The following is a 20,339-nucleotide window of genomic DNA, read 5'->3' on the forward strand; positions in this document are numbered from 1 at the left end:
TGTGCGTTAATTGATGCAAAAATCGATTAGAAATTCCGTCCAATGCACCGGTATATCCATTACAGGTCAATTCCAGTCGACGGTGACCTTTGAACCGGCACACCCCGATACTGGTATTGTATTTGTCCGAGATGATTTAGAGGGGAACCCGGAAATAGAGTGTCTCGTACAATATGCTCAAACTGATTCCCGTAGGACATCACTTGTGAAAAATAATCAAAGGATTGAACATACAGAACATATTTTAGCAGCTATCAGTGGTTTAGGTATTGATAACCTTAAAATTCATCTCGACACCCCGCATATTCCTGTTGTTAGTCAATTCAGCTGTAGGGATTTTGTAGATGCACTAATAAAAGCAGAACCGGTATTTCAACCTAAACCGAAACAGTATAGAACGATAACAGAGCCGCAATGGGTTTTTGATTCATTCCAATACAATGGGCAGCGCTTTGACAGTATCTTGATTGCATTACCTGCGTCAGTTCCTACTTACACATATTTGCTTGATTATCCAAGTAGACAGTTGCCAACACAACTGGCCCATTACAAGCTGACCACAGACGTAAACTTTGTTTCTGAACTGTCATCTGCAAGATCTTATATTATGGATTACGAGTTTGATCTAGTAAAAAAATTAATCGGTAATGCAATGGATCAATGCCTAGTAATTTCCGATGGAAGAGAAGCAAACCTTAGGTGGGATAATGAACCGGCAAGACATAAACTAGTAGATTTATTAGGGGATCTAACCACGATTGGTAAACCAGTTAAAGGCCATTTTATTGGAATCCGGACAGGACATAAAACCAATATCAAAATGGCCAAAAAAATAATGGAAGTTTTCGGGGAGTGATATGCGGTGATCATTGCCATCCATCAACCTAACTACCTCCCTTGGTGCGGGTATTTCCACAAAATGTTGTCTTGTGATCTGTTTGTAATTCTTGATGATGTAGGATTTTCAAAAAGGGCGATTACAAATAAAAATAAAATAAAAAGCCCAGATGGCCCGAGAGTTTTAAGCGTTCCTTTAGAAAATAAAAATGGTCAAATAAAAGATGTCACAACGTTAAATGACGGTAATTGGCCCCAAAAACATTGGGGTTCTATTCAAAGAAGCTATACACGGGCCTCTTTCTGGAAACTCTATCAACACCTTTTTCGGCCAATTTATGAAAATCCTGATGAAAAATTGGCAGATTTAAATATACGCCTTATTGAAGTCATTCGCACCGAGCTAGGAATAACTACTCCTATCATCCGTTCCTCCGAAATTCAAGGGGTAACTGGACATAAAGGAGAAAAGATTATTAACATCTGTAAAGCTTTAAGTGCAACTGTTTATTTATCTGGGATTGGTGCCAAAACCTACAATGATGAAAAAGAATTTGAAAAAAATCAAATACATTTAGTGTATCAGGAATTTGAGCCTCCTGTTTACCAACAACTTTGGGGTGATTTTATACCAAATCTATCCGCTATTGATTTACTATTTAATTGCGGGCCAAAAAGTAAAGATTTTATTCCCAAGCAGGTGATTGTATGAATAAACTTAATGTACTCATAACCGGTTCGGGCTCCCTATATGGTGTCGCTGTCATTCAATCCCTATTAAAATCCAAGTTAAATGTTAAACTCGTGGCAGCAGATACCCAGTCCTCTGCATTGGGTCTCCATCTTGCCCATCGCGGCTATATTGTTCCACCGGTTAAGGAGGAACAGCTTTATTTAGAAAGATTACTAGATATAATAAGAGCAGAAAAAATTGATGCAATTTTTATCGCCTCATCACAAGAACTATCCTTTTACAGCCATTACAAAGCTTTACTTGAACGTGAAACTAAGGCTAAGGTATTTACTAACTCTGTACCTGTATTATCCATCTGCAGTGATAAGTGGAAAACGATTAACTTTCTCAAAGAACAAAATTTCCACTATCCAAAGACCATTCGTTATCCAGAAGATAAAGACAAAATCGAAGCTTTTCTTAAAGAAACAGGCTTCCCTCTTATCGCTAAACCGAGGCGTGGAAAGGGTTCTGAGGATATTCATTTAATTCAAAACGCAAGTCACCTTAACCAGGTTCTTTCTAATAAAACGGATATGATCCTGCAGCAATTCCTTCCTGATGACCAACAGGAATTTACGGTAGGAATTTGCTGCAGTATAAATGGAAATGTTTTATCATCAATTGCTTTAAAAAGACATTTGCAGGATGGCATTACGGTAACTGCCATCTCTGATGATTATAAGGATATTACAGACTACTGTGAAAGAGTCGCAGAAACCCTTAAACCTTATGGACCCTGCAATTTTCAACTTCGTTTGTGGAATGGAAAAGCATATATTTTTGAAATTAACCCTAGGTTCAGCAGTACAACAGGAATGCGCACACTTTTAGGTGTAAATGAACCTGAAATTCTCCTGCAGGCAGAGCTTTTACAAGAAAAAATTCCTGAAATAAAAATACTAAAAACATCCGTGATTCGACAATTCGCAGACTATTTAGTTCCGACAGAACAAATAGTATCATTACAAAATAAGAGCTTCTTATTTAAAGATCATAATGAATAGGTTAATTTCGTTAACACATTACTATAACAAGAAGCTAAGTACAGACGGAGTACTAGCTTCTTGTTTTGTAAAATTATATCCCTTTTGTGAAAGTAAAGGGTTTAGAAGAAATAGGAGAAAAACTAATCAAATTCTATCTCAATCTGCTACCTCCCATTAAACCTGTTGTTTTCGGACTAAAGAGTAAAGTGCAATCAGGAGTCCGCCCAAAAATCCAAATAATAAATCATACATGGTATCGGTGTTGCCACCTCTTTGCATGGTATGGGTAAAGGTCAGATCCCCTATAAACTCATAGATTTCCCAAAGCACACTGACCAAACTTCCAAAAGAAAGGACAAATAAAAAGAGAACCCATCGGGACATGCCTTCTCGGACTTGAGAAGTCAACAATTCCTTAAAAAGTGTGATGGCAATAAATCCAATGTATACTCCCTTGTAGAAATGAAGGGAGGAATCCCACCATTTATGATGGATATAAAAAAGTGCTATAGAACCCAAATAGGTCGTACAAAACAGAAATAGGAAATAACCTAAAATTTGTGAAATATTAAAAGGATTATTTTTTAATCGCAATAATAATAACGGTAAGGCACTAACAAGGATTCCGCCAAGTGCTACCTGCCATTTTGAGGTGTCTCCTTTTATAAGGTAAAAAACAAATAAAACAGCCATAAAAACCATGAAGGCAACACTTAAAAAAATGATGATTTTACGTTTCACGTTCTCACCCTTAATATCATTTCTATTTACAATTATGTCCAATTTCTCTTGGATAAAGTCTTTACCTTTTCCTTTTCCCTCGCACGCTTTCGTCTAAAAGGGTATAGTGAGATTAGAAACAAAAAAATTAAGTCGAGACTTTTTTAAAATGATGGTGTCGGAGGTTTTGTTATGGAAAGGACACAAATCCCAACATATGAACGAATTGCAATTGATTTAGCCAATCGAATCTATGATGGTAAATTTAAAGTGGGAGAAAAAATTCATGGCAGATCTACATTAGCCAGCGAATACAAGGTTTCGCCTGAAACGGTCCGACGAGCAATCAAAATTTTAGAGGATGTTGAAATTGTTCATTCCACGAAAGGCAGTGGAATTGTCATCTCTTCAAGGGAAAATGCCTTTAAATATATTCATCGATTTTCGAATCTAGCCAGTGTGAAAGACCTGAAGAAACAAATGAACCACTTAATCGAAGAGAGGGAGAAGCTGGACGAGCAGTTATATGAAACATTGAGGAAGATCATGGATTATTCAGACAAGCTGCGTCATACGAATCCATTTGCACCAATCGAGGTTGAAATTTTTCCGGGCTGCAGCCATATTGGCAAGACAATTTCCGATTTGAAGTTTTGGCAAAACACAGGAGGGACGGTCATTGGAATGAAAAGGAAAGGTGAGACGATTATTTCCCCTGGTCCATATGCCTCAATCTTGGAAGGAGATATCCTTTTGGTTATCGGTAATGAAGCAACCTACCAAAGGGTACTCCATTTTTTAGAGGAAGAATAGATTTTAACGATAAAAGACCGGTTCCCTAAAGAAAGGGACCGGTCTTCTAATTTTATTCTTAAATGATACCTTCTTTTTGTAAAAACTCTTTTGCCACTTTTGCTGGCGGCTGCTTCAAGCTGTCTACCTTATAGTTTAATTCACGCATTTTCGCATCTGTTATTTTTCCTGCCAATGCATTTAGTGCCTTTTTCAACTCCGGATGTTTTTTTAATGTTTCCTCTTTTACAATTGGTACAGCATAGTAAGGAGGGAAGAAGTGTTTATCATCTTTTAAGACCTTCAAATGAAAGGCTTCGAGTAATCCGTCTGTTGAGAATGCGTCAATAACATCACTTTTATGATGGTCTAAAGCCGTATAACGAAGGCTGCCATCAACAGCCTTTACATCTTTAAAATTCATGTTATATGTTTTTTTAATGCCGATTAACCCATCTTTACGATTTGGAAATTCAATGGTCGGTCCCATAATTAACTTATTACTTACCTGTGCCAAATCGGAAATGGTATTTAAACCATATTGTTTTGCTGTGTCTTGGCGGACGGCGAGTGCATACGTGTTATTGAAGCCAAGCGGCTTTAACATATCAATTCCGTATTTAGTTTTAAATTCCTTTTGAACAAAGTTATAGACTTTATCAGGATTACTTTCAGGCGGCTGTTTTAAGATATCAACTAAACCAGTACCGGTATATTCAACATATGCATCGATGTCGCCCTTCTTAATCGCACTAAAGGCCACTTGAGTACCGCCGAGATTTAACTTTCTTTCGACCTTCAAATCCGTTTTAGCTTCGATTACATCGGCAAGCATATTACCTAAAATCAATTGTTCACTAAAATTTCTAGAACCAATGACAATTTTATCGTCGGAACTTGATGTTGCTTTTGCGTAAACACCAAAGCCTCCTGCTGCAAGAAGCACAATTGCGCTTGTTACGATTAGCCATTTTTTTGGCGGATTTCTTTTCGTTTTAGAAGCTTTTGTTTTACTAGTATAAGAGATGGAAGATTCAAGCTTCCCGACAACGAAGTCAATGATCAGTGCCAAGATACATGCAGGAATGGCACCCGCTAAAATCATGTTATTATCGACAGTTTGCACACCTGAGAAGACAAGATATCCAAGACCGCCGGCACCGACAAAGGCAGCGATCGTCATCAGACCGACAGCTGTAACAGCTGAAATTCTGATTCCCGCCATAATCATCGGGAAAGCTAACGGCAACTGAACCTTTCTCATCGTCTGGCTCTTGGTTAAACCGATACCTTTGGCGGCTTCCAGAATGTCTGCATTAATATTCGTTAAACCTGTATAGGTATTTTTAACAATTGGAAGTAAAGAATAAAGTACAACCATCACAATGGCCGGGGTGCTCCCAATCCCGATAAAGGGGATTAAGAATCCGAGTAAGGCCAAGCTAGGAACTGCTTGAATGACATTGGTTGTTCCAATAATCGGCTTAGATAACTTCGGTTCCCTGGAAATCAAAATTCCAAGTGGAATACCGATAATGATGGCAATGGCAACAGAAAGCACACTTAAATATAAATGTTCCCCGATTAAACTAAAAATTTGTTCAGAGTTTGATTGTAGATAATTCCAAAATACACCCATTAAAAGGCCACCTCCAAGTCAATAAGTTGACTGCTTAATACAGATAAAATACTGCTTCTTGTAATCAGCCCAGTTAATTGATTCATATGGTTAACGACAGGAACATAACCGATCTTATGTTCATTCATGGTTGCAAGAACGGAGATTAAATTTGCATCCTGTGAAACAGATAGAACATTTTGCTCCATTACATCTTCAATTGAATCATTTCGGTTCTGCAATTTAATTCCTTTCAACGTTACGAGACCAATGAGAACATTGTTTTTATCCGTAACCATCAGACTGTCTACTTTATGATCCTTCATAATTTCAATGGCTTGAAGAACATTTCGTTTCCCGGTGATTTTAACAGGATGATGAATCATAATATCTTCAGCCATCAATAATTCAGGATTATTCCATACTCTTCTTTTTCCGATGAAGTCCTCGACGAAATGATTAGCCGGATTTTTTAAGATATTTTCCGGTGAATCATATTGAAGAATATCGCCATCTTTTAAAATACAAATCTTGTCTGCTATTTTAATAGCTTCATCCATATCATGGGTAACAAAGATAATCGTCTTGTTAAATTCCTTTTGCATTTGGAATAATTCATCCTGCAGGGAGCTTCTAGTCACGGGGTCTAAAGCACTGAATGGTTCATCCATTAAGATGATATCGGAGTTAGTGGAGAATGCACGAGCTACGCCTACCCTTTGCTGCTGACCGCCGCTCAGTTCATTTGGATAGCGATGAAGGTATTCCTCCGGATTTAATCCAACGGTCTCCAATAATTCCTCCGTTTTTTTTGCAATTGCTGTAGGATCTTCACCCTTAAGCTTCGGAATCAGTTCCAAATTTTCCTTAATCGACATATGCGGGAACAACCCCGTGTTTTGGATGACATAGCCGATGTTTCGGCGCAGTTCAATCGTATTCATGGTCGAGATGTCTTTACCATCTACAAAAATCTTTCCAGATGTCGGTTGAATTAATTTATTAATCATTTTTAACAAAGTAGTCTTACCGCATCCACTTGGACCAATAAATACGACTAATTGTCCCGGTTCGATATCCAAGGAAAATGAATTAATAATCGTTTTCGTACGATATTTTTTGATGATATGTTTAAACTGGATCATGTTGCCTCCTCCTTTTGCTTGAATTTAGCCAGTTCTGATGTAACAACCTAAGCATAACACATAAGTTGTTACTTTGTCGAATGAAGATCGAAATCCCGGAATTAAGAACTTATTCTTTTCTTTAACATATGGATTGTTTACAATTGGAGGGTAAAATAATGTTAATTAATAGAAGGTGTTAAAATGAAAACTATTTTAGCAGTGGATGATGATGTAAATATCCTTAATTTGATTAAGGGGTTGTTAACAAAGGAAGGATTTAAGGTGGTTGCCGCAGACAACGGAGCAGAAGCACTAAAGATTCTTGGTTTAGAGCTATGCGATTTGGCCATTGTTGATATTATGATGCCTATAATGGATGGGTACCGTTTAACAAAAGAAATACGGAAACAATATGATATCCCGGTTATTTTATTAACAGCAAAAAGTCAAATTGAGGATAAAGAGAAAGGTTTTGAAGCGGGTACTGACGACTATTTGGTAAAACCATTTGAGCCAAAGGAATTGATTTTTCGTGTAAATGCCCTTTTAAGAAGATATGGAAAGACAAGTGAAGCCAATATCAGCATTGGTTCTCTTTATATTAATAAAAAAGGATATGAGGTAAAAATTAAGCACAAAACCTATATGCTCCCATTGAAGGAATTTGAATTGCTTTCTTTCCTTGCAGAGCATCAAAACCAGGTTTTTAGCCGCAGCCAATTAATTGAAAAGATATGGGGAATTGACTTTGAAGGGGATGAACGAACGGTAGATGTTCATATTAAACGACTAAGAGAACGTTTTAATACAATTGAAAAGGAATTTTCGATTAAGACGATTAGAGGGGTCGGCTATTCGCTGGAGGCTCAATAAATGAAATCTCTTTATAGTAAGTTTGCAATCACCACAATCTTAATTATGATTTTAAGCGGGGTTATTTCGTTTATTGTCTCGAATCATTATTATCAGGTGACATTGAAAAAAAAGAATGATGAGAAAATCACCAGCTTTGCCATGAAAATCGCTGATTTTGCCAGCAGCCAAAAAACGATTAATTTGGACGATTATTTCACCCATATTGGCGCGATCGGCTATCAAATCTTTTTGGTTGATTCTAAAGGCCATAAGCAGTTTTTTGGATCAGCCTTCCGATTGAAAAATCTTCCTGATGATGTTCCTGAAAAAGTTCTAAATGGCGAAATCTATCATGGGATTCGAAATTTTCCGAAGCAGACGTTTGTTACAGGTTTTTTTGCTAATGAATTAGAGAATACGGTCGGCGTTCCGTTTACATATCAGAATAAACCATATGCGATTTTTATTCGTCCAGATATTAAACTCATGTTCAACGAAATGCATATATTATTTGGCTGGCTTCTCATGCTAACTATCTTATTAAGTATCATCTTAGTCTTAGTCAGCACAAATTATTTAGTGAAACCGATTCGAAAACTTACCGCGGCTGTGAAGGAAATTTCTGAAGGTAATTTCTCCATTAAATTGGACATCGATCGGAGTGACGAATTAGGAGACTTGGCTGTCAGCTTCACGAATATGTCTCAGAAATTGGATAAAGTGGAACAATTGAGAAGGGAATTAATTTCAAATATTTCACATGATATTCAATCTCCCCTTGCCAATATAAAGGGATATTTAAATTTACTTGATGATCAACATCTTGGCATGAAGGAGAAAACACACTATATTCAGGTTGTCCAGTCAGAAGTAGAACGGTTATCGACGATTACAAAGCAGCTTCTTTTGCTCGCTTCAATTGAAAGCAAAAAGGATTTAATGAAAATCAGCCGGTTTAATCTTGCTGAACAGTTAAAAAATGTGATTCATCAATATCAGTGGAGTATTGGTGATAAAGGGATTATGATGAGTTATGCACTTCCTGATACCTGGATTAATGGGGATGTATCATTACTTTACTCTGTTTGGGAAAATCTGCTGACTAATGCGATTAAGTATAATTATGAAAATGGAAATATTGAAATTGATTTAAATGATTCCGGTTCATTCGTTGAAGTGACAGTTAAGGACAGCGGAATTGGTTTGGAACAAGAGCAATTGCAGCGAATTTTTGACCGGTTTTATCGTGCAGACACTTCCAGAACACGCTCGGTTGAAGGAACCGGCCTCGGCCTGTCAATTGTTAAGTCCATTGTTGATTTACACCATGGAAAAATCGTAGCAGAAAGTCAAAAAGGCAAAGGAACCTTTATTAAGGTCATCCTGCCGAAAATGTAAACTATCGTTCATCTTCCGTTCATATTCGTAACGTATTCTATTTACGAAATGAAACAAGGAAGGTGATTTTTTTATGTATTTCTTACCGTTCAAAGAGATGACATTTTTTAAAGTCAGATATTTATTAATAAGCTTTATTTTGTTTTTTGTATCCGTGCTGGTTTTTATAATTACCGGGTTGGCGCATGGTCTTTCGATGAACAATGCCTCTTCGATGATTAACATGCGAGCCGATTCTTTTTATTTGCAGAAAACGGCAGATGGACGGATTGACCGCTCCCATTTTCAAGTGGATATGGGGAAATTAGCTGATAAAAATGAGGTTCAACCACTTGGCATCCAGATGGGGTCGATTTCGAAGCTGAATTCTGAGAATAAATTCGATGTAACGTATATGGCAATCGAGAGGGGAGCTTTTTTTGCACCAAAAGTGGTCGAAGGAAAAAATCCTGGTATAAAGAATTCCGTCTTACTCGATCAATCATTAAAGTCAGAAAAAATTAAGGTGGGAAGTATTGTTGAAGACTCCCGGACAGGAACAAAGTTAACGGTTTCAGGATTTATGAAAGACCAAACCTTCAGTCATACACCTGCAGCAATTGTATCTTTTGCAACCTGGGACAACTTATCCGGCGGAGCGCAAAAAGGGGAGTATAACGCCATTGTCCTTAATAAAGACAATAAAGCTTTGAAAAATCAAATTGGCAAATTGGTTAAAGGCGGCGAATGGGTTCAAAAAAATCAGGTGATTAAAGGAATTCCCGGATATAATGCGGAGCAAAACTCCTTAATGATGATGCTGACATTTTTAATTGTGATTGCCGTTTTCGTTCTAGCCGCATTCTTTTATATCATGACCATTCAAAAAACAGCACAATTCGGCATTTTAAAAGCAATAGGTGCAAAATCCAGCTTCTTGGTTAAATCAACCATTTTTCAAGTGATGATTTTGACAATCATAAATATCGCTGCAGCTATCGGGTTTACGATATTATTTAAGGCTGTATTACCATCAGATATACCATTTATTTTTGATTTGCTGCAAATTGCAAAATTCTCAGGGGTTTTATTTCTTGTGTCGATTCTAGGTTCATTATTATCAGTGTTTAATATTGTGAAGGCAGATCCAATTCAAGCAATGGGGAGGGTTGAATAATGGGTAAGCAGACATTGGTTCTTGAAAATATTGAAAAATCCTTTAAGGACGGAGATCGGATTAATCATATTGTAAAAAATTTATCGTTCAGCGTGAATAAAGGAGAGGTAGTGGCCGTTATCGGTCCATCCGGTTCTGGGAAATCGACTTTCTTATCGATTGCGGGTGCATTGCTTTCTCCGGATAAAGGGAAAGTCATTGTGAATGGAGAAAATATTTCCTCCTTTAGTGATGTAGAAAAAGCAAATATTCGCTTGAATCATCTAGGTTATATTTTTCAAACCTCAAATCTTGTTCCATATTTAAAGGTAGAAGAACAATTAAGTTTGGTGCTAAAGATGGCCGGTAAATGGTCAAGAGGGGAAAAACTTAAAATTAAAGAATTGTTAAAAGCAGTGGGGATGGATCATCGGGCCAAGTTTTTTCCACAACAGCTGTCTGGCGGTGAAAAGCAGAGAGTGGCGATTGCCCGGGCCTTTGTTAATGATCCGGAAGTGATCTTGGCGGATGAACCGACAGCAAGCCTAGACCCCAATCGGAGCATGGCCATAATTGAATTGATTTCGAAAATTGTGAAGGAACAAAATAAATCAGCTATTATTGTTACGCATGATGAGCAAATTCTTCCATTATGTGACCGGGTATTTGTCAAGAAGGATGGAAAGTTGATTGAGCAAGAAAGGAATGTGAAGTATGAAAAAGTACAGTAATTTATTGTTAAAGGTATCTTCCGTTTTTGCTTTGGCAGGTGCAGCGATTGGCGGTCATATGGCCGGGTCGGGGGATTATGCATTTCGCCCAATTCACGCTCATATTTTAGTAGTTGGCTGGTTGACGATGTTTTCATGGGCGGTTTATTACCGGCTATTTCAGCCAAAGAGCCGAGTATTGGCAGGACTGCATGTTTATAGTGCAATTATTGGTGCCGTTGGCTTGACTGGAGGAATGGCGTTATACAACTTTAGACCAGCATTTTTTCCAGCTGCTGTGGAAACAGGTTTTTATATCGGAGGCGGGGCGGTACTGCTCCTCAGCTTTCTGCTTTTTTGCATTTTGACTTTTACACAAAATGATATGGATTCAGTGAAAGAATAATAGAATTAAGTAAGAAAAGAAACTCACGTAAAGGAATGAGTTTCTTTTCTTTTCTTATTTATTTTGCATATCTTTTTGAGTAATTTCACTTCGAATATTCGTTTCCTTTGCAAATTCGCTGTCTTGTTTTTTATTATTTGGATACTTGTTTTTACGTTCACGATTATCATTACGATTTGTCATGTTCTCACCCCTTTTCTTAATCCCGAGAATTATTGTGCACAAGCAGCAAATTTTAATACCCTATATCCAACAAGATAAGAACCTGGAAAATATCTCTAACATATGATAGTATAACGTGTATTCATTAACTGTTTTTGGAATTGGAGGAAGAAGTCTTTTGAGTATTTTAGAAACCATTAAGTCAAGACGTACGATAAAAAATTTCAAAACAGACCTGGTCAGTTCCGAACAACTCATGTCCTGGCTGGAGGCTGCGGCCATGGCACCAAATCACCGGATGACAGAACCTTGGGAAATCTATTTAATCGGACAAGAAACAAGAGCAAAGCTGAACCATAAAACTAATTTTGGTAATGCACCTGTTCTTATGGCTATTTTATCAAGGCATGGGGCAACATCCATCGAAACAGAAGAAAATGCTCTTGCAACGGCCTGCTTTGTGCAAAATTTTAACTTGGCTGCCTGGGAAGAGGGGGTCGGGACATTTTGGTCCTCTATTGCGGCAACAGCAAAAAACAGGGGGATTCTTGGAGTTCCAGAAGAGTATGATGTTATTGGAGTATTCGGGGTTGGGTACCCTGAAGAAATCCATGAGCCAAAACCAAGGACACCCATTAACAATAAGGTAAAGGAACTTCCATAGATTTAAACAAATAAAGACAAAAGCCAATTGCGATTTTGCAGTTGGCTCCACTTTTTTAGACTAATGGAACTGTATAAGAAGATAAAACCATAAACAAACTATAGCCTATGGATAAAATGAAGATTGGTGGTAGGAAAATGGTAAAATTATTTACCGATATTGATTTGGACGGACTTGGCTGCGGAATCATTGCCAAACTTGCTTTTGGTGAAAATGCCGATGTTTCGTATTGTTCATATCGGACCTTGAACCAGCAGGTAGAAGCATTTATTGATATTTCCGAAAATCGTGATGCGCAAATCTATATTACAGATTTGGCGGTCAATGAGACCAATGAGAAAAAATTGGCAGCCCGATACCAACAGGGGAAGCATATTAGGATGATTGATCATCATGTGACAGCACTGCATTTCAATGAATATCAATGGGCTTCTGTTAAACCGGAATATGATTCTGGTAAAAAAACATGTGCTACCTCATTATTTTACGACTATTTAATTGAACAAGGGTTAATCCAGCGAAATCAAGCACTTGAGGAATTTATCGATTTAATAAGGCAATATGATACATGGGAATGGGATGAAAATAATAATATTGATGCCAAACGCCTGAATGATTTGTTTTATATACTAAATCGCGAAAATTTTGAAGAAGCGATGCTGAAGCGTTTTGCCGAGAATCCGCAAACTTTCTATTTAACGGAAACAGAAAATATGCTGCTAGATATGGAAGAAGCGAAAATAAACCGCTATATTCATTCGAAAAGCAGACAAACGGTACAAGCCGTAATTGATGATTATTACATAGGGATTGTCCATGCAGAACAATATTTGTCAGAATTAGGGAATGCGTTAAATAAGCTTTATCCTCATTTAGATATGATCCTTCTTCTAAATGTAAGCGGCAAAAAGGTTGGTTATCGAACCATTCATGACAGCGTAAATGTGGCTGAATATGCAAAACGTTTTGGAGGCGGCGGCCATCCAAAAGCTTCCGGATCAGATATGTCGGCAGAAGCATTTGATAAATTTGTCATTAAGGTATTCAATTTACCTACATTAAAACCAGATACGGACCGTAATGAATTTAATATAAAGGAAGCAAAAAGCGGCACAAGCTATAAAAGTGTAAAAGGGGAAATTTCCTTTATTCGTCCGGTAAATGAAAATATGTATGTTGTTTTCCATAATGGAAAGAAACATGAGTCCTTGTTTACAAGTTATGAGGAAGCGGAACGATATATTAAGCGGACCTATGGGTCATGGCTGCGTTATGACCAAGAGTGTTTGCAGCAGCTTGCAGAAACATTTTCAAAGAAAATTGAAGAGGTCAAGCCAGCCTACCAACACCTTGTAAAAAAACTGCTCGATACATTTGAAAAAAAAGAAAAATAAGAAGCAGGTGAATCAAAAGGTCGAAAATGACCTTATGATTCATCTGCTTTTTTCGTGTTGCATAATGAAATTTTGTACAAAATCTTAAGATTGAATTAAGCTTTTTATGGTAGTTTTATCGTAGGTATTTTTGATTATTATTGTAAAATTGTAAACATGATGAAACAGAAAGAAAAAACACCTACATATCCCTGTAATAAAAATAGGGTATAATGATTTTAGGTTAATATAATTAAAATGGTAATAGTATGGTGAAATACCTTTTTGTAAGATTATATTTGAGGTGATAAAATGGCTTCAGCTTCAAAAAGGAGTATGTTTTTTGATAACGCGAAGTTTGTATTAATCTTTCTTGTTGTTTTTGGTCATATGATCAGTCCATTAAAAAATGATGATGGCTTCCTATTTACCTTATATACAGTCATATTCTTGTTCCATATGCCGGCCTTTATTTTGATCTCAGGATATTTTGCTAAAGGATTCCGGAAAAAAGGCTACCTATTAAAAACAGTAAAAAAAGTATTAATACCCTATTTCATTTTTCAAGTTATCTATTCCATTTTTTATTATTTAAGCGGTCAGGAACAATCTTTTGAAATTGATTTTCTTCACCCCCATTGGACCTTATGGTTTTTACTAAGTTTATTTTGTTGGAATGTCATGCTGTATCTATTTGCAAAATATAAATGGTACGGTTTTATTTTTTCCGTTTTACTGGGAATTGCTATCGGTTATATTGACTCCGTTGGCAGTTTTTTAAGCCTTTCGAGAACCTTTGTGTTTTTTCCATATTTCTTATTAGGTTTTTTATTAGACAAGGAATTGCTAAGACGGCTTATACGTGCAAAATTTTCCCGGCCTGTTGGTTTGGGGGTCATGATTTCGATTATTGTATTGTTTGCAATTGAATTTCCAAAGGACGCGGTCCCATGGTTGTTAGGGGATACCTCCTATGCAAATATGGGTATTAAGCAATTTACAGATGGTTTACTTCGTGCCGGTCAATATGCACTGACATTAGTCGTTGTCTTTGGCTTTTTTGCGCTAATCCCGTCGAACCGGTTTAAATTAACGAAGATAGGGGAACGAACCCTTTATGTTTATTTATTTCATGGGTTTATTTTAAAATCGTTCCAAACATTTTTACCAGATGAGGGTCTAAATATAATTTCCAATAACTATCTTTTACTTATCATTTTCTCGTTTATCATTTGTATAAGTCTTGGAAGCTATTTGATAAAAAAATATACAAGTCCGCTTGTTGAATTTGATCTTTTATTAGGTCATGAGCAAAGAGGATTAAGCCGATAAATCTAAAAATGGTCGAATGTGATTTCCACGTTCGACCATTTTTGTTAAAAGCCAAACAACATGCTTACAAGGTTTTTCTTTTTGGTTTTCTTCTTTTTTTGAAAATGATCGGCTTCAGTCTGTACAGGGGTGGTTAATTGAGAAACCTGTTTTTGAAGTGTTTCTAGCTGAAGGTTTAAGTCTTTAACCTGGGATTGCAGTTCTTCAATTTCTCTACGATGCTGCAGGAGTTGATAGGAGGCTACGGAGTCCGCTTTCTCGTTTAGGCTGATTTCCAATTCACTTATTTTCTTAAAAAGCTTTTCCATTGCCTGATTATTTTCCACTGCTTTTACGGTGCCTCTTCTTGTTGTTTTTTCATGGATTGGAGCAATTTCTTGCAGGAGTGCACCGTTTTGGATTTGTGCTTGGATTTTTTTTAATACTTCAATGTCCTCATCATTAAAAAAATAGTGTCCGCGGTCATTTCTTTCCATTGGAAGGTCAAGCTGTTTTACCCAGCGCTGGATGGTGCTAGAGGATACCCCTAATAATTTTGCAACCTCGCTAGTATTCATTATACTCCCTCCTAAAAATGATTAATTCCCAAAGACAAAATGAATTTAAGACCAGAATTTCCACCATTTCTTCTCTTTTGTGGCGGCAACATCTCGAAAGCTGTTTAACATGTTTTGAAAGGCTGCCTCTCTCTTGATAATTTCACGGGACAATTGTTCTCGTTCTTCTAAGTGGATCTCCCGCTCCTTCGAAATTTCCGCCGCTAAATTGGTGATTTCCTCATTCGTCACATCCATATAATGAGAAAGTCCTTCTGTTGTTTCAGCAACTTGCTTGGAAAGGTTGTAAATCTCTTCAGAGGTTTCAATCGATACGTTGGCAATGCTGTTAGACAGGTATTTTAATGAATCTGTTGTCACTTCAGCGCTTTTATCGATAGCGGCGGATAGTTCTTTTATTTCTTCCTTTGTGTTTTCTGATGACTTATAAACGGCATCAGAAAGGGATTTTACAGTTATATAACTTCCTTTTTGAATCTCCTTCTTTACTTCATCCAGCACTTCCTTACGAACGACACTGCGAATTTCATTCTTTACCTCACTTAAAAAGGTTTGCTTGTAGGTATCCATCGCCTCAAAAAATAAATCGGCATTATTCATATGGTCATGTGTCGCTATTGCAGTCTCAGGCTCAGGATTCGAAACAAGTTCTAATGAGATTTCCTGCATTTCAACGTTTGCATTTTCATTACGATTCTCTTCCGGTTCATGAGCAGCATATAAAGGTTCACTATCGTTTGAAGCAATCTCCTCTCCAGGTTCAGGTGTTGTTTCAGTCAAGGGCTCATACTTCATTTTCAGCCATTCCCGTATCGATTCTTTACTTTCTTTATCCGAAAACTTTCGCTTAAGCTCTAGCAAAAGTTTAATTTCGGTCTCAGTATAGATTCTTGCCCCTTGTTTCGTTCGGGGAATTTCTAACAGACTATCATATTCTTTTTCCCATTGGCGGATAATTCTTGGTGGTATATTAATTTTTTTAGCAGCTTCTTTCATTGTGTAAGCTTTCATAAAAAATTCATTCCTTCCTCTATTTATCTACGAATAAATCTCTTATTCTTATAATTCACCAAGAAGTACCTGCTTTTCCTGCTAGTTGACAAAACCTATCAAAACAAGACGGAAATTTTAAAAACCCTACAGGTTTCTGCAAAAAGAGCGTAAAAATCGAAATTTGACAAAAAAGGATTGAGAAAATGCAGAAAAAGGAATAAAATTTTAAGAGAATTTGAACGAGAGAAGGAAGGATCATCATGTGGATTGCAGCTGCATTTATAACCATGATCAGCTTTGGTACGAATAACACAATCTTTAAATGGAGTACAGGGAACGGTCTATCAAAAATTCATATCCAATTTTTCTTTTATTTTGTCGCATTTATTGTGTCGTTTGGATATGGAATGATAAATGGCATTCTGCATTTTAATTATTTTACGGTTTTGCTTGGTTCATTAATTGGTATTTTAAATGCTAATGGCAATATTCAAATGTCGAAAGCCTTTGAAAAGGGACCTGCTAGTTTGACTTCTCCTTTAATCGGTACAAATGCGCTATTTCCAATATTAAGCGCCGGACTTATTTTTCACGAGAAAATCAGCCTCCTGCAATGGCTGGGTATTGTATTTATGCTGGGATCAGCGATGCTCATTCAATATTCGCCAACTTCCAAACGGAATACAAGTTATCTGCCTTGGATTCTCAGAGTTATCCTAGCCATATTATCTTTCGGAGTTTTAGGAATTTTGATGAAAACCTCTACCTACCTACACATTAATTCTGTAAATATTCTAATCTCTATGTATGGGGGAGGCTGTTTTTATATGGCGATTTGCAGCTTAATGCAAAAGGAAAAATGGCGCAGGCCTGAGGCGGGTGTCGGTACATTAGTAGGTTTAATTAGTGTGCTTGGTTATGCAGCGTATTTCTTTGCTTTACAGTTTGGAGCAGCCAGCATTGTTTTTCCAATTGTCAGTTTAAATTGTTTAATCGTTGTTTTTGCGGGCTGCTGGCTTTATAAAGAAAAATTAAAATTGTATCAAATCATTGGTGTGTTCTCAGCAGTACTGGGAATCCTTTTGACCAAAATCTAATATAAAAGCAGTGGACCTTTAAATCCACTGCTTTTTATGATTGAAAAATTAATCTACTAAACCAAGTTTTTTCAAGCCATTATAAATCCCTGAGTTTGTCACCTCAGTCGTTTTATGTTTTGCATATTGAAAAAGGTCGGGATGGCCATTTCCCATTGCAAAACCCTCGCCGACACTCATCAGCATTTCCTTATCATTCATACCATCACCAAAAGCAATCGAGCTCTCTTTTTCAATTCCAAGATGTTTTAATACCATTTGGACTCCAATCCCTTTGTTTACCTTGTCCCTGATGACATCATAACAATGCCTTAACCCTTCCAGATGAACTTGGGATAAATGAATTCCGTCATCATTATTATATAGCTCAACATCGCATTCCTGTAAATTCATCAGTGTGATTCCTAAAATCTGATTGACCAATGAGGGGGTGTATCTGCTATTTTTATGGATGTGGAATTTTTCAATAAACTGTGCGGCAAGCGGCGATTCTAAATTTGTGAAGGCGTTACTCTCGTTTGTATAAAGGACGGCTTCATGATGATTTTCTTCTGCTATTTTTAGAAATTGTCTGACATTTCTCTCGTTCATGTACTCTTTAAAAAGATCTTCCTGATTGTAAACGGCATAGGCGCCATTATAGCCTATAAAAGAATGAATATTTAATTCCTCAGAAATCTTATCAAGCTCGTGAAGTGGTCTGCCAGTTGCTAAAAACACTTCAATTCCTTTCTCCTGGACGCTGGCAATCCCTAGTTTGGTTGATTCTTCGATGGTGTCATCAGGTCTTAAAATAGTTCCATCAACATCAAGAAATAAAACTTTGTATTCAGGCATGATTGGTACTCCTTTATTGTAAATATGTATTAGTCTACCACTTTCATACAGATGAAGTCACATAAGTCGAAAAATCATAAAAATTGGGCTGGAATTGGAAAAAAAACATTGACAAACCGACGGTCGGTTTATAAAATAATCCTATAAATTGGAAAAAGGAGGAAGCGATTATGAAGGTTTCATCCAAAAGGAAATTAATATTAAACATTGCTTTAAGTATTGTTGTAAATGGGGCCATTCCAGTATTGGTTTACAATCTGCTATTAGACCACTTTTCAAGCTTTATTTCATTGCTCATAGCAACCTTGATTCCATTAGGGGATAATTTATATCATCTTATAAAGTTTCGTAAAGCAGATGCCTTCGGATTATTTATGCTCATTGGTTTTTTGCTAAGTCTGGCAGCATTTGTCTTAGGCGGGAATGAGCGGCTTATTTTATTAAGAGAGTCAGTGGTCACTGGATTATTAGGGCTTATATTTATTGGGTCATTGTTTTTTGGAAAACCATTAATCTATCATTTTGCGATTCGTTTTAGTGCTGGTGACGAGTCAGAAAAAAAGGGACAGTTTATTAAAAACTGGAAAGTTCCCTATTTTCGCTTTGTCCTTCGACTCATGACTGCCATATGGGGCATAGCGTTACTTGGGGATGCGGTGCTTAGGGTCATTCTCGTATATGAACTTTCGATTTCAACGTTTTTAGCTGTATCACAAATGATCTTTTATGGTGTCATTGGGGCAGCGATTCTTTTTACCATAATCTATCGCAGGTATGCAAAAAAACGATTAGACTTAATTATTCAACTTTAAACAGGCAGGGAAGGTAGTAAAATGGCCAATTCAACAATTTATGATAATCCGAGCTTTCAACATATCCTAATCACTACAGAAGCAATTATTTTGGAAAAAGGCTGTCGAAATACTACGTTAAAAGACATCATTGAAAAATCTGGACTTTCAAAAGGGGCTATCTATCATTATGTGGACAGCAAAGATGAATTATTTGGTTTAATCCTGAAATCCAAAATAACCGAAATGAATGAGAAATTTCATAAGACAATTACACACTCGCTTGAGGAGATTTCTCCTGACAGCCGTTTTGGGGTAGTTAGCCAATTTTTTCACTCACGACAAAATACAAAAGATATTGGAAATTTAATTTTTATTTATCTGTTAAGTCAGGATAATGAAAAGGTAAAACAGATTCTTCATGATGTTTTTAAATATAGTAAAGAGACGGGGACTCAATGGATTAAAATGGGTCAGGAAAATGGAGTGATCCCATCCAATATTGATGCGGCGAAAATGGCATCATTATTGATGACTTTTTCATATGGGTTACGGGTGACGCAAATTTTAACAACATCTGAAGAGGATAAAGTTGAATTAAGCGATATTTTTCAGCTCATTATGAAAACATTGTCCTAAAGTATATACCAACAGTCGGTTTAATAAAGGATGATAAGAATGGAGATTGTTTCGATCGGCTTAGATTCTTTTAAAAAGGTACGACAATTATATTCAGAAATTACAGAAGACCTTCAAAAAAAGAAGATAAAACAATGGGATCTTTTCTACCCGAACAGATTTGTAATTAAAGAAGATATAAACAAAGGAAACCTCTTTGGAATTTACGAAGTAAATCAATTGGCAGGGGCAGTAGCTCTTGATACCAATGCGAGTAAAGAGTATGACAAAATTCAATGGGGTGATTTTCAAGGGTCCCCACTTATTGTTCACCGATTAGCGGTTCATCCCAAGTTCCAAGGAAAGGGCTATGGTAAAACACTTCTATCCTATGCCGAAGAATTTGCAAGCAAAAATCGTCATACAAGTATTCGGCTGGATGTTTTTAGCGGGAATCCGAGTGCTGTTATGTTTTATGAAAAAGCAGGTTATGTTGAGAGGGGAGAGATTTATTTTCCTTTTCGAAAAGAACCGTATAAATGTTTTGAAAAAGAAATTGTTAGCTAAATAATTCAATAGTTTTTTTCGGCGGTGT

Annotated in this window: 23 protein-coding genes; 16 read left to right on the forward strand and 7 right to left on the reverse strand. The window is 36.8% G+C overall.

The window, feature by feature from the left end:
* Positions 1-13 precede the first annotated feature (13 nt).
* From BIV60_RS19365 to BIV60_RS19375, 3 genes are read left to right on the forward strand one after another with little or no spacing between them, the layout of a single operon-like run.
* Positions 14-856 carry a UDP-3-O-acyl-N-acetylglucosamine deacetylase gene (locus BIV60_RS19365; RefSeq protein WP_141770495.1) on the forward strand — a complete coding sequence of 281 codons (843 nt, stop codon included), beginning with the start codon at positions 14-16 and terminating at the stop codon, positions 854-856.
* A 6-nt stretch (positions 857-862) separates the two neighbouring features.
* Positions 863-1,549, forward strand: a complete 687-nt coding sequence (locus BIV60_RS19370) for a WbqC family protein (RefSeq protein ID WP_071357354.1) — start codon at positions 863-865, stop codon at positions 1,547-1,549.
* The gene (locus BIV60_RS19375; protein ID WP_071357355.1) at positions 1,546-2,577 is read left to right on the forward strand and encodes an ATP-grasp domain-containing protein; all 1,032 of its coding nucleotides are present in this window, start codon (positions 1,546-1,548) and stop codon (positions 2,575-2,577) included. The genes BIV60_RS19370 and BIV60_RS19375 overlap by 4 nt, the downstream gene beginning before the upstream one ends.
* A 156-nt stretch (positions 2,578-2,733) precedes the next feature.
* On the opposite strand, the gene BIV60_RS19380 is transcribed toward BIV60_RS19375, so the two are convergent.
* Positions 2,734-3,300, reverse strand: coding sequence for a DUF2238 domain-containing protein (locus BIV60_RS19380; RefSeq protein WP_071357356.1), 567 nt, complete (start codon positions 3,298-3,300; stop codon positions 2,734-2,736).
* Between the two features lie 171 nt (positions 3,301-3,471).
* On the opposite strand from BIV60_RS19380, the gene BIV60_RS19385 reads away from it, so the two are divergent.
* Positions 3,472-4,092, forward strand: a complete 621-nt coding sequence (locus BIV60_RS19385) for a GntR family transcriptional regulator (protein ID WP_071357357.1) — start codon at positions 3,472-3,474, stop codon at positions 4,090-4,092.
* A gap of 58 nt (positions 4,093-4,150) precedes the next feature.
* On the opposite strand, the gene BIV60_RS19390 is transcribed toward BIV60_RS19385, so the two are convergent.
* Positions 4,151-5,710, reverse strand: a complete 1,560-nt coding sequence (locus BIV60_RS19390) for an ABC transporter permease/substrate-binding protein (protein ID WP_071357358.1) — start codon at positions 5,708-5,710, stop codon at positions 4,151-4,153.
* On the reverse strand, positions 5,710-6,834 hold the full coding sequence (locus BIV60_RS19395; protein WP_071357359.1) for an ABC transporter ATP-binding protein: 1,125 nt from the start codon (positions 6,832-6,834) through the stop codon (positions 5,710-5,712). Before BIV60_RS19395 ends, BIV60_RS19390 begins: the two co-directional genes overlap by 1 nt.
* A gap of 183 nt (positions 6,835-7,017) precedes the next feature.
* Here BIV60_RS19395 and BIV60_RS19400 point away from each other — a divergent pair, with 183 nt between their 5' ends.
* The 5 genes from BIV60_RS19400 (at position 7,018) to BIV60_RS19420 (ending at position 11,320) form a co-directional block, all read left to right on the forward strand.
* The gene (locus BIV60_RS19400) at positions 7,018-7,689 is read left to right on the forward strand and encodes a response regulator transcription factor (RefSeq protein WP_071357360.1); all 672 of its coding nucleotides are present in this window, start codon (positions 7,018-7,020) and stop codon (positions 7,687-7,689) included.
* The gene (locus BIV60_RS19405) at positions 7,690-9,069 is read left to right on the forward strand and encodes a sensor histidine kinase (protein WP_071357361.1); all 1,380 of its coding nucleotides are present in this window, start codon (positions 7,690-7,692) and stop codon (positions 9,067-9,069) included. It begins immediately after the preceding gene.
* 73 nt (positions 9,070-9,142) lie between these two features.
* Positions 9,143-10,225, forward strand: a complete 1,083-nt coding sequence (locus tag BIV60_RS19410; RefSeq protein WP_071357362.1) for an ABC transporter permease — start codon at positions 9,143-9,145, stop codon at positions 10,223-10,225.
* Positions 10,225-10,935 (forward strand): ABC transporter ATP-binding protein, encoded by a 711-nt coding sequence (locus BIV60_RS19415; RefSeq protein ID WP_071357363.1) that lies wholly within the window; start codon positions 10,225-10,227, stop codon positions 10,933-10,935. Before BIV60_RS19410 ends, BIV60_RS19415 begins: the two co-directional genes overlap by 1 nt.
* A complete protein-coding gene (locus BIV60_RS19420; protein WP_071357364.1) occupies positions 10,919-11,320 on the forward strand; it encodes a hypothetical protein in 402 nt (133 codons plus the stop codon). The genes BIV60_RS19415 and BIV60_RS19420 overlap by 17 nt, the downstream gene beginning before the upstream one ends.
* 54 nt (positions 11,321-11,374) lie before the next feature.
* On the opposite strand, the gene BIV60_RS30550 is transcribed toward BIV60_RS19420, so the two are convergent.
* A complete protein-coding gene (locus tag BIV60_RS30550; protein WP_256218470.1) occupies positions 11,375-11,503 on the reverse strand; it encodes a hypothetical protein in 129 nt (42 codons plus the stop codon).
* Positions 11,504-11,660: 157 nt separating this feature from the next.
* Here BIV60_RS30550 and BIV60_RS19425 point away from each other — a divergent pair, with 157 nt between their 5' ends.
* From BIV60_RS19425 to BIV60_RS19435, 3 genes are all read left to right on the forward strand, one after another.
* Entirely contained in the window at positions 11,661-12,146 is a 486-nt protein-coding gene (locus BIV60_RS19425; RefSeq protein WP_071357365.1) for a nitroreductase family protein, read from the forward strand.
* A gap of 137 nt (positions 12,147-12,283) precedes the next feature.
* Complete coding sequence (locus BIV60_RS19430; protein ID WP_071357366.1) at positions 12,284-13,540, forward strand: DHH family phosphoesterase; 1,257 nt, start codon at positions 12,284-12,286, stop codon at positions 13,538-13,540.
* A 291-nt stretch (positions 13,541-13,831) separates the two neighbouring features.
* Positions 13,832-14,851: an acyltransferase family protein gene (locus tag BIV60_RS19435; protein ID WP_071357367.1), complete on the forward strand. Its 1,020-nt coding sequence runs from the start codon at positions 13,832-13,834 to the stop codon at positions 14,849-14,851.
* Positions 14,852-14,895: 44 nt separating this feature from the next.
* Here the strand turns inward: BIV60_RS19435 and BIV60_RS19440 are convergent, their stop codons facing one another.
* Positions 14,896-15,408, reverse strand: a complete 513-nt coding sequence (locus BIV60_RS19440; protein ID WP_071357368.1) for a MerR family transcriptional regulator — start codon at positions 15,406-15,408, stop codon at positions 14,896-14,898.
* A 45-nt stretch (positions 15,409-15,453) separates the two neighbouring features.
* Positions 15,454-16,419: a MerR family transcriptional regulator gene (locus BIV60_RS19445; RefSeq protein WP_071357369.1), complete on the reverse strand. Its 966-nt coding sequence runs from the start codon at positions 16,417-16,419 to the stop codon at positions 15,454-15,456.
* Positions 16,420-16,661: 242 nt separating this feature from the next.
* Between BIV60_RS19445 and BIV60_RS19450 the strand changes: the two genes are divergently transcribed.
* A complete protein-coding gene (locus tag BIV60_RS19450) occupies positions 16,662-17,498 on the forward strand; it encodes a DMT family transporter (RefSeq protein WP_071357370.1) in 837 nt (278 codons plus the stop codon).
* 48 nt (positions 17,499-17,546) lie between these two features.
* Here BIV60_RS19450 and BIV60_RS19455 read toward each other — a convergent pair whose 3' ends face one another.
* The gene (locus tag BIV60_RS19455) at positions 17,547-18,335 is read right to left on the reverse strand and encodes a Cof-type HAD-IIB family hydrolase (RefSeq protein ID WP_071357371.1); all 789 of its coding nucleotides are present in this window, start codon (positions 18,333-18,335) and stop codon (positions 17,547-17,549) included.
* Between the two features lie 170 nt (positions 18,336-18,505).
* On the opposite strand from BIV60_RS19455, the gene BIV60_RS19460 reads away from it, so the two are divergent.
* Genes BIV60_RS19460 through BIV60_RS19470 form a run of 3 tightly spaced genes read left to right on the forward strand, consistent with a single transcriptional unit; the run spans position 18,506 to position 20,311 of the window.
* Positions 18,506-19,147 (forward strand): VC0807 family protein, encoded by a 642-nt coding sequence (locus BIV60_RS19460; protein ID WP_071357372.1) that lies wholly within the window; start codon positions 18,506-18,508, stop codon positions 19,145-19,147.
* A gap of 21 nt (positions 19,148-19,168) precedes the next feature.
* On the forward strand, positions 19,169-19,765 hold the full coding sequence (locus tag BIV60_RS19465) for a TetR/AcrR family transcriptional regulator (RefSeq protein ID WP_071357373.1): 597 nt from the start codon (positions 19,169-19,171) through the stop codon (positions 19,763-19,765).
* Positions 19,766-19,804: 39 nt separating this feature from the next.
* Positions 19,805-20,311: a GNAT family N-acetyltransferase gene (locus BIV60_RS19470; protein ID WP_071357374.1), complete on the forward strand. Its 507-nt coding sequence runs from the start codon at positions 19,805-19,807 to the stop codon at positions 20,309-20,311.
* Positions 20,312-20,339: the final 28 nt, after the last annotated feature.

It is taken from the genome of Bacillus sp. MUM 116 (assembly GCF_001866655.1).
Classification (GTDB): Bacteria; Bacillota; Bacilli; order Bacillales; family Cytobacillaceae; genus Neobacillus.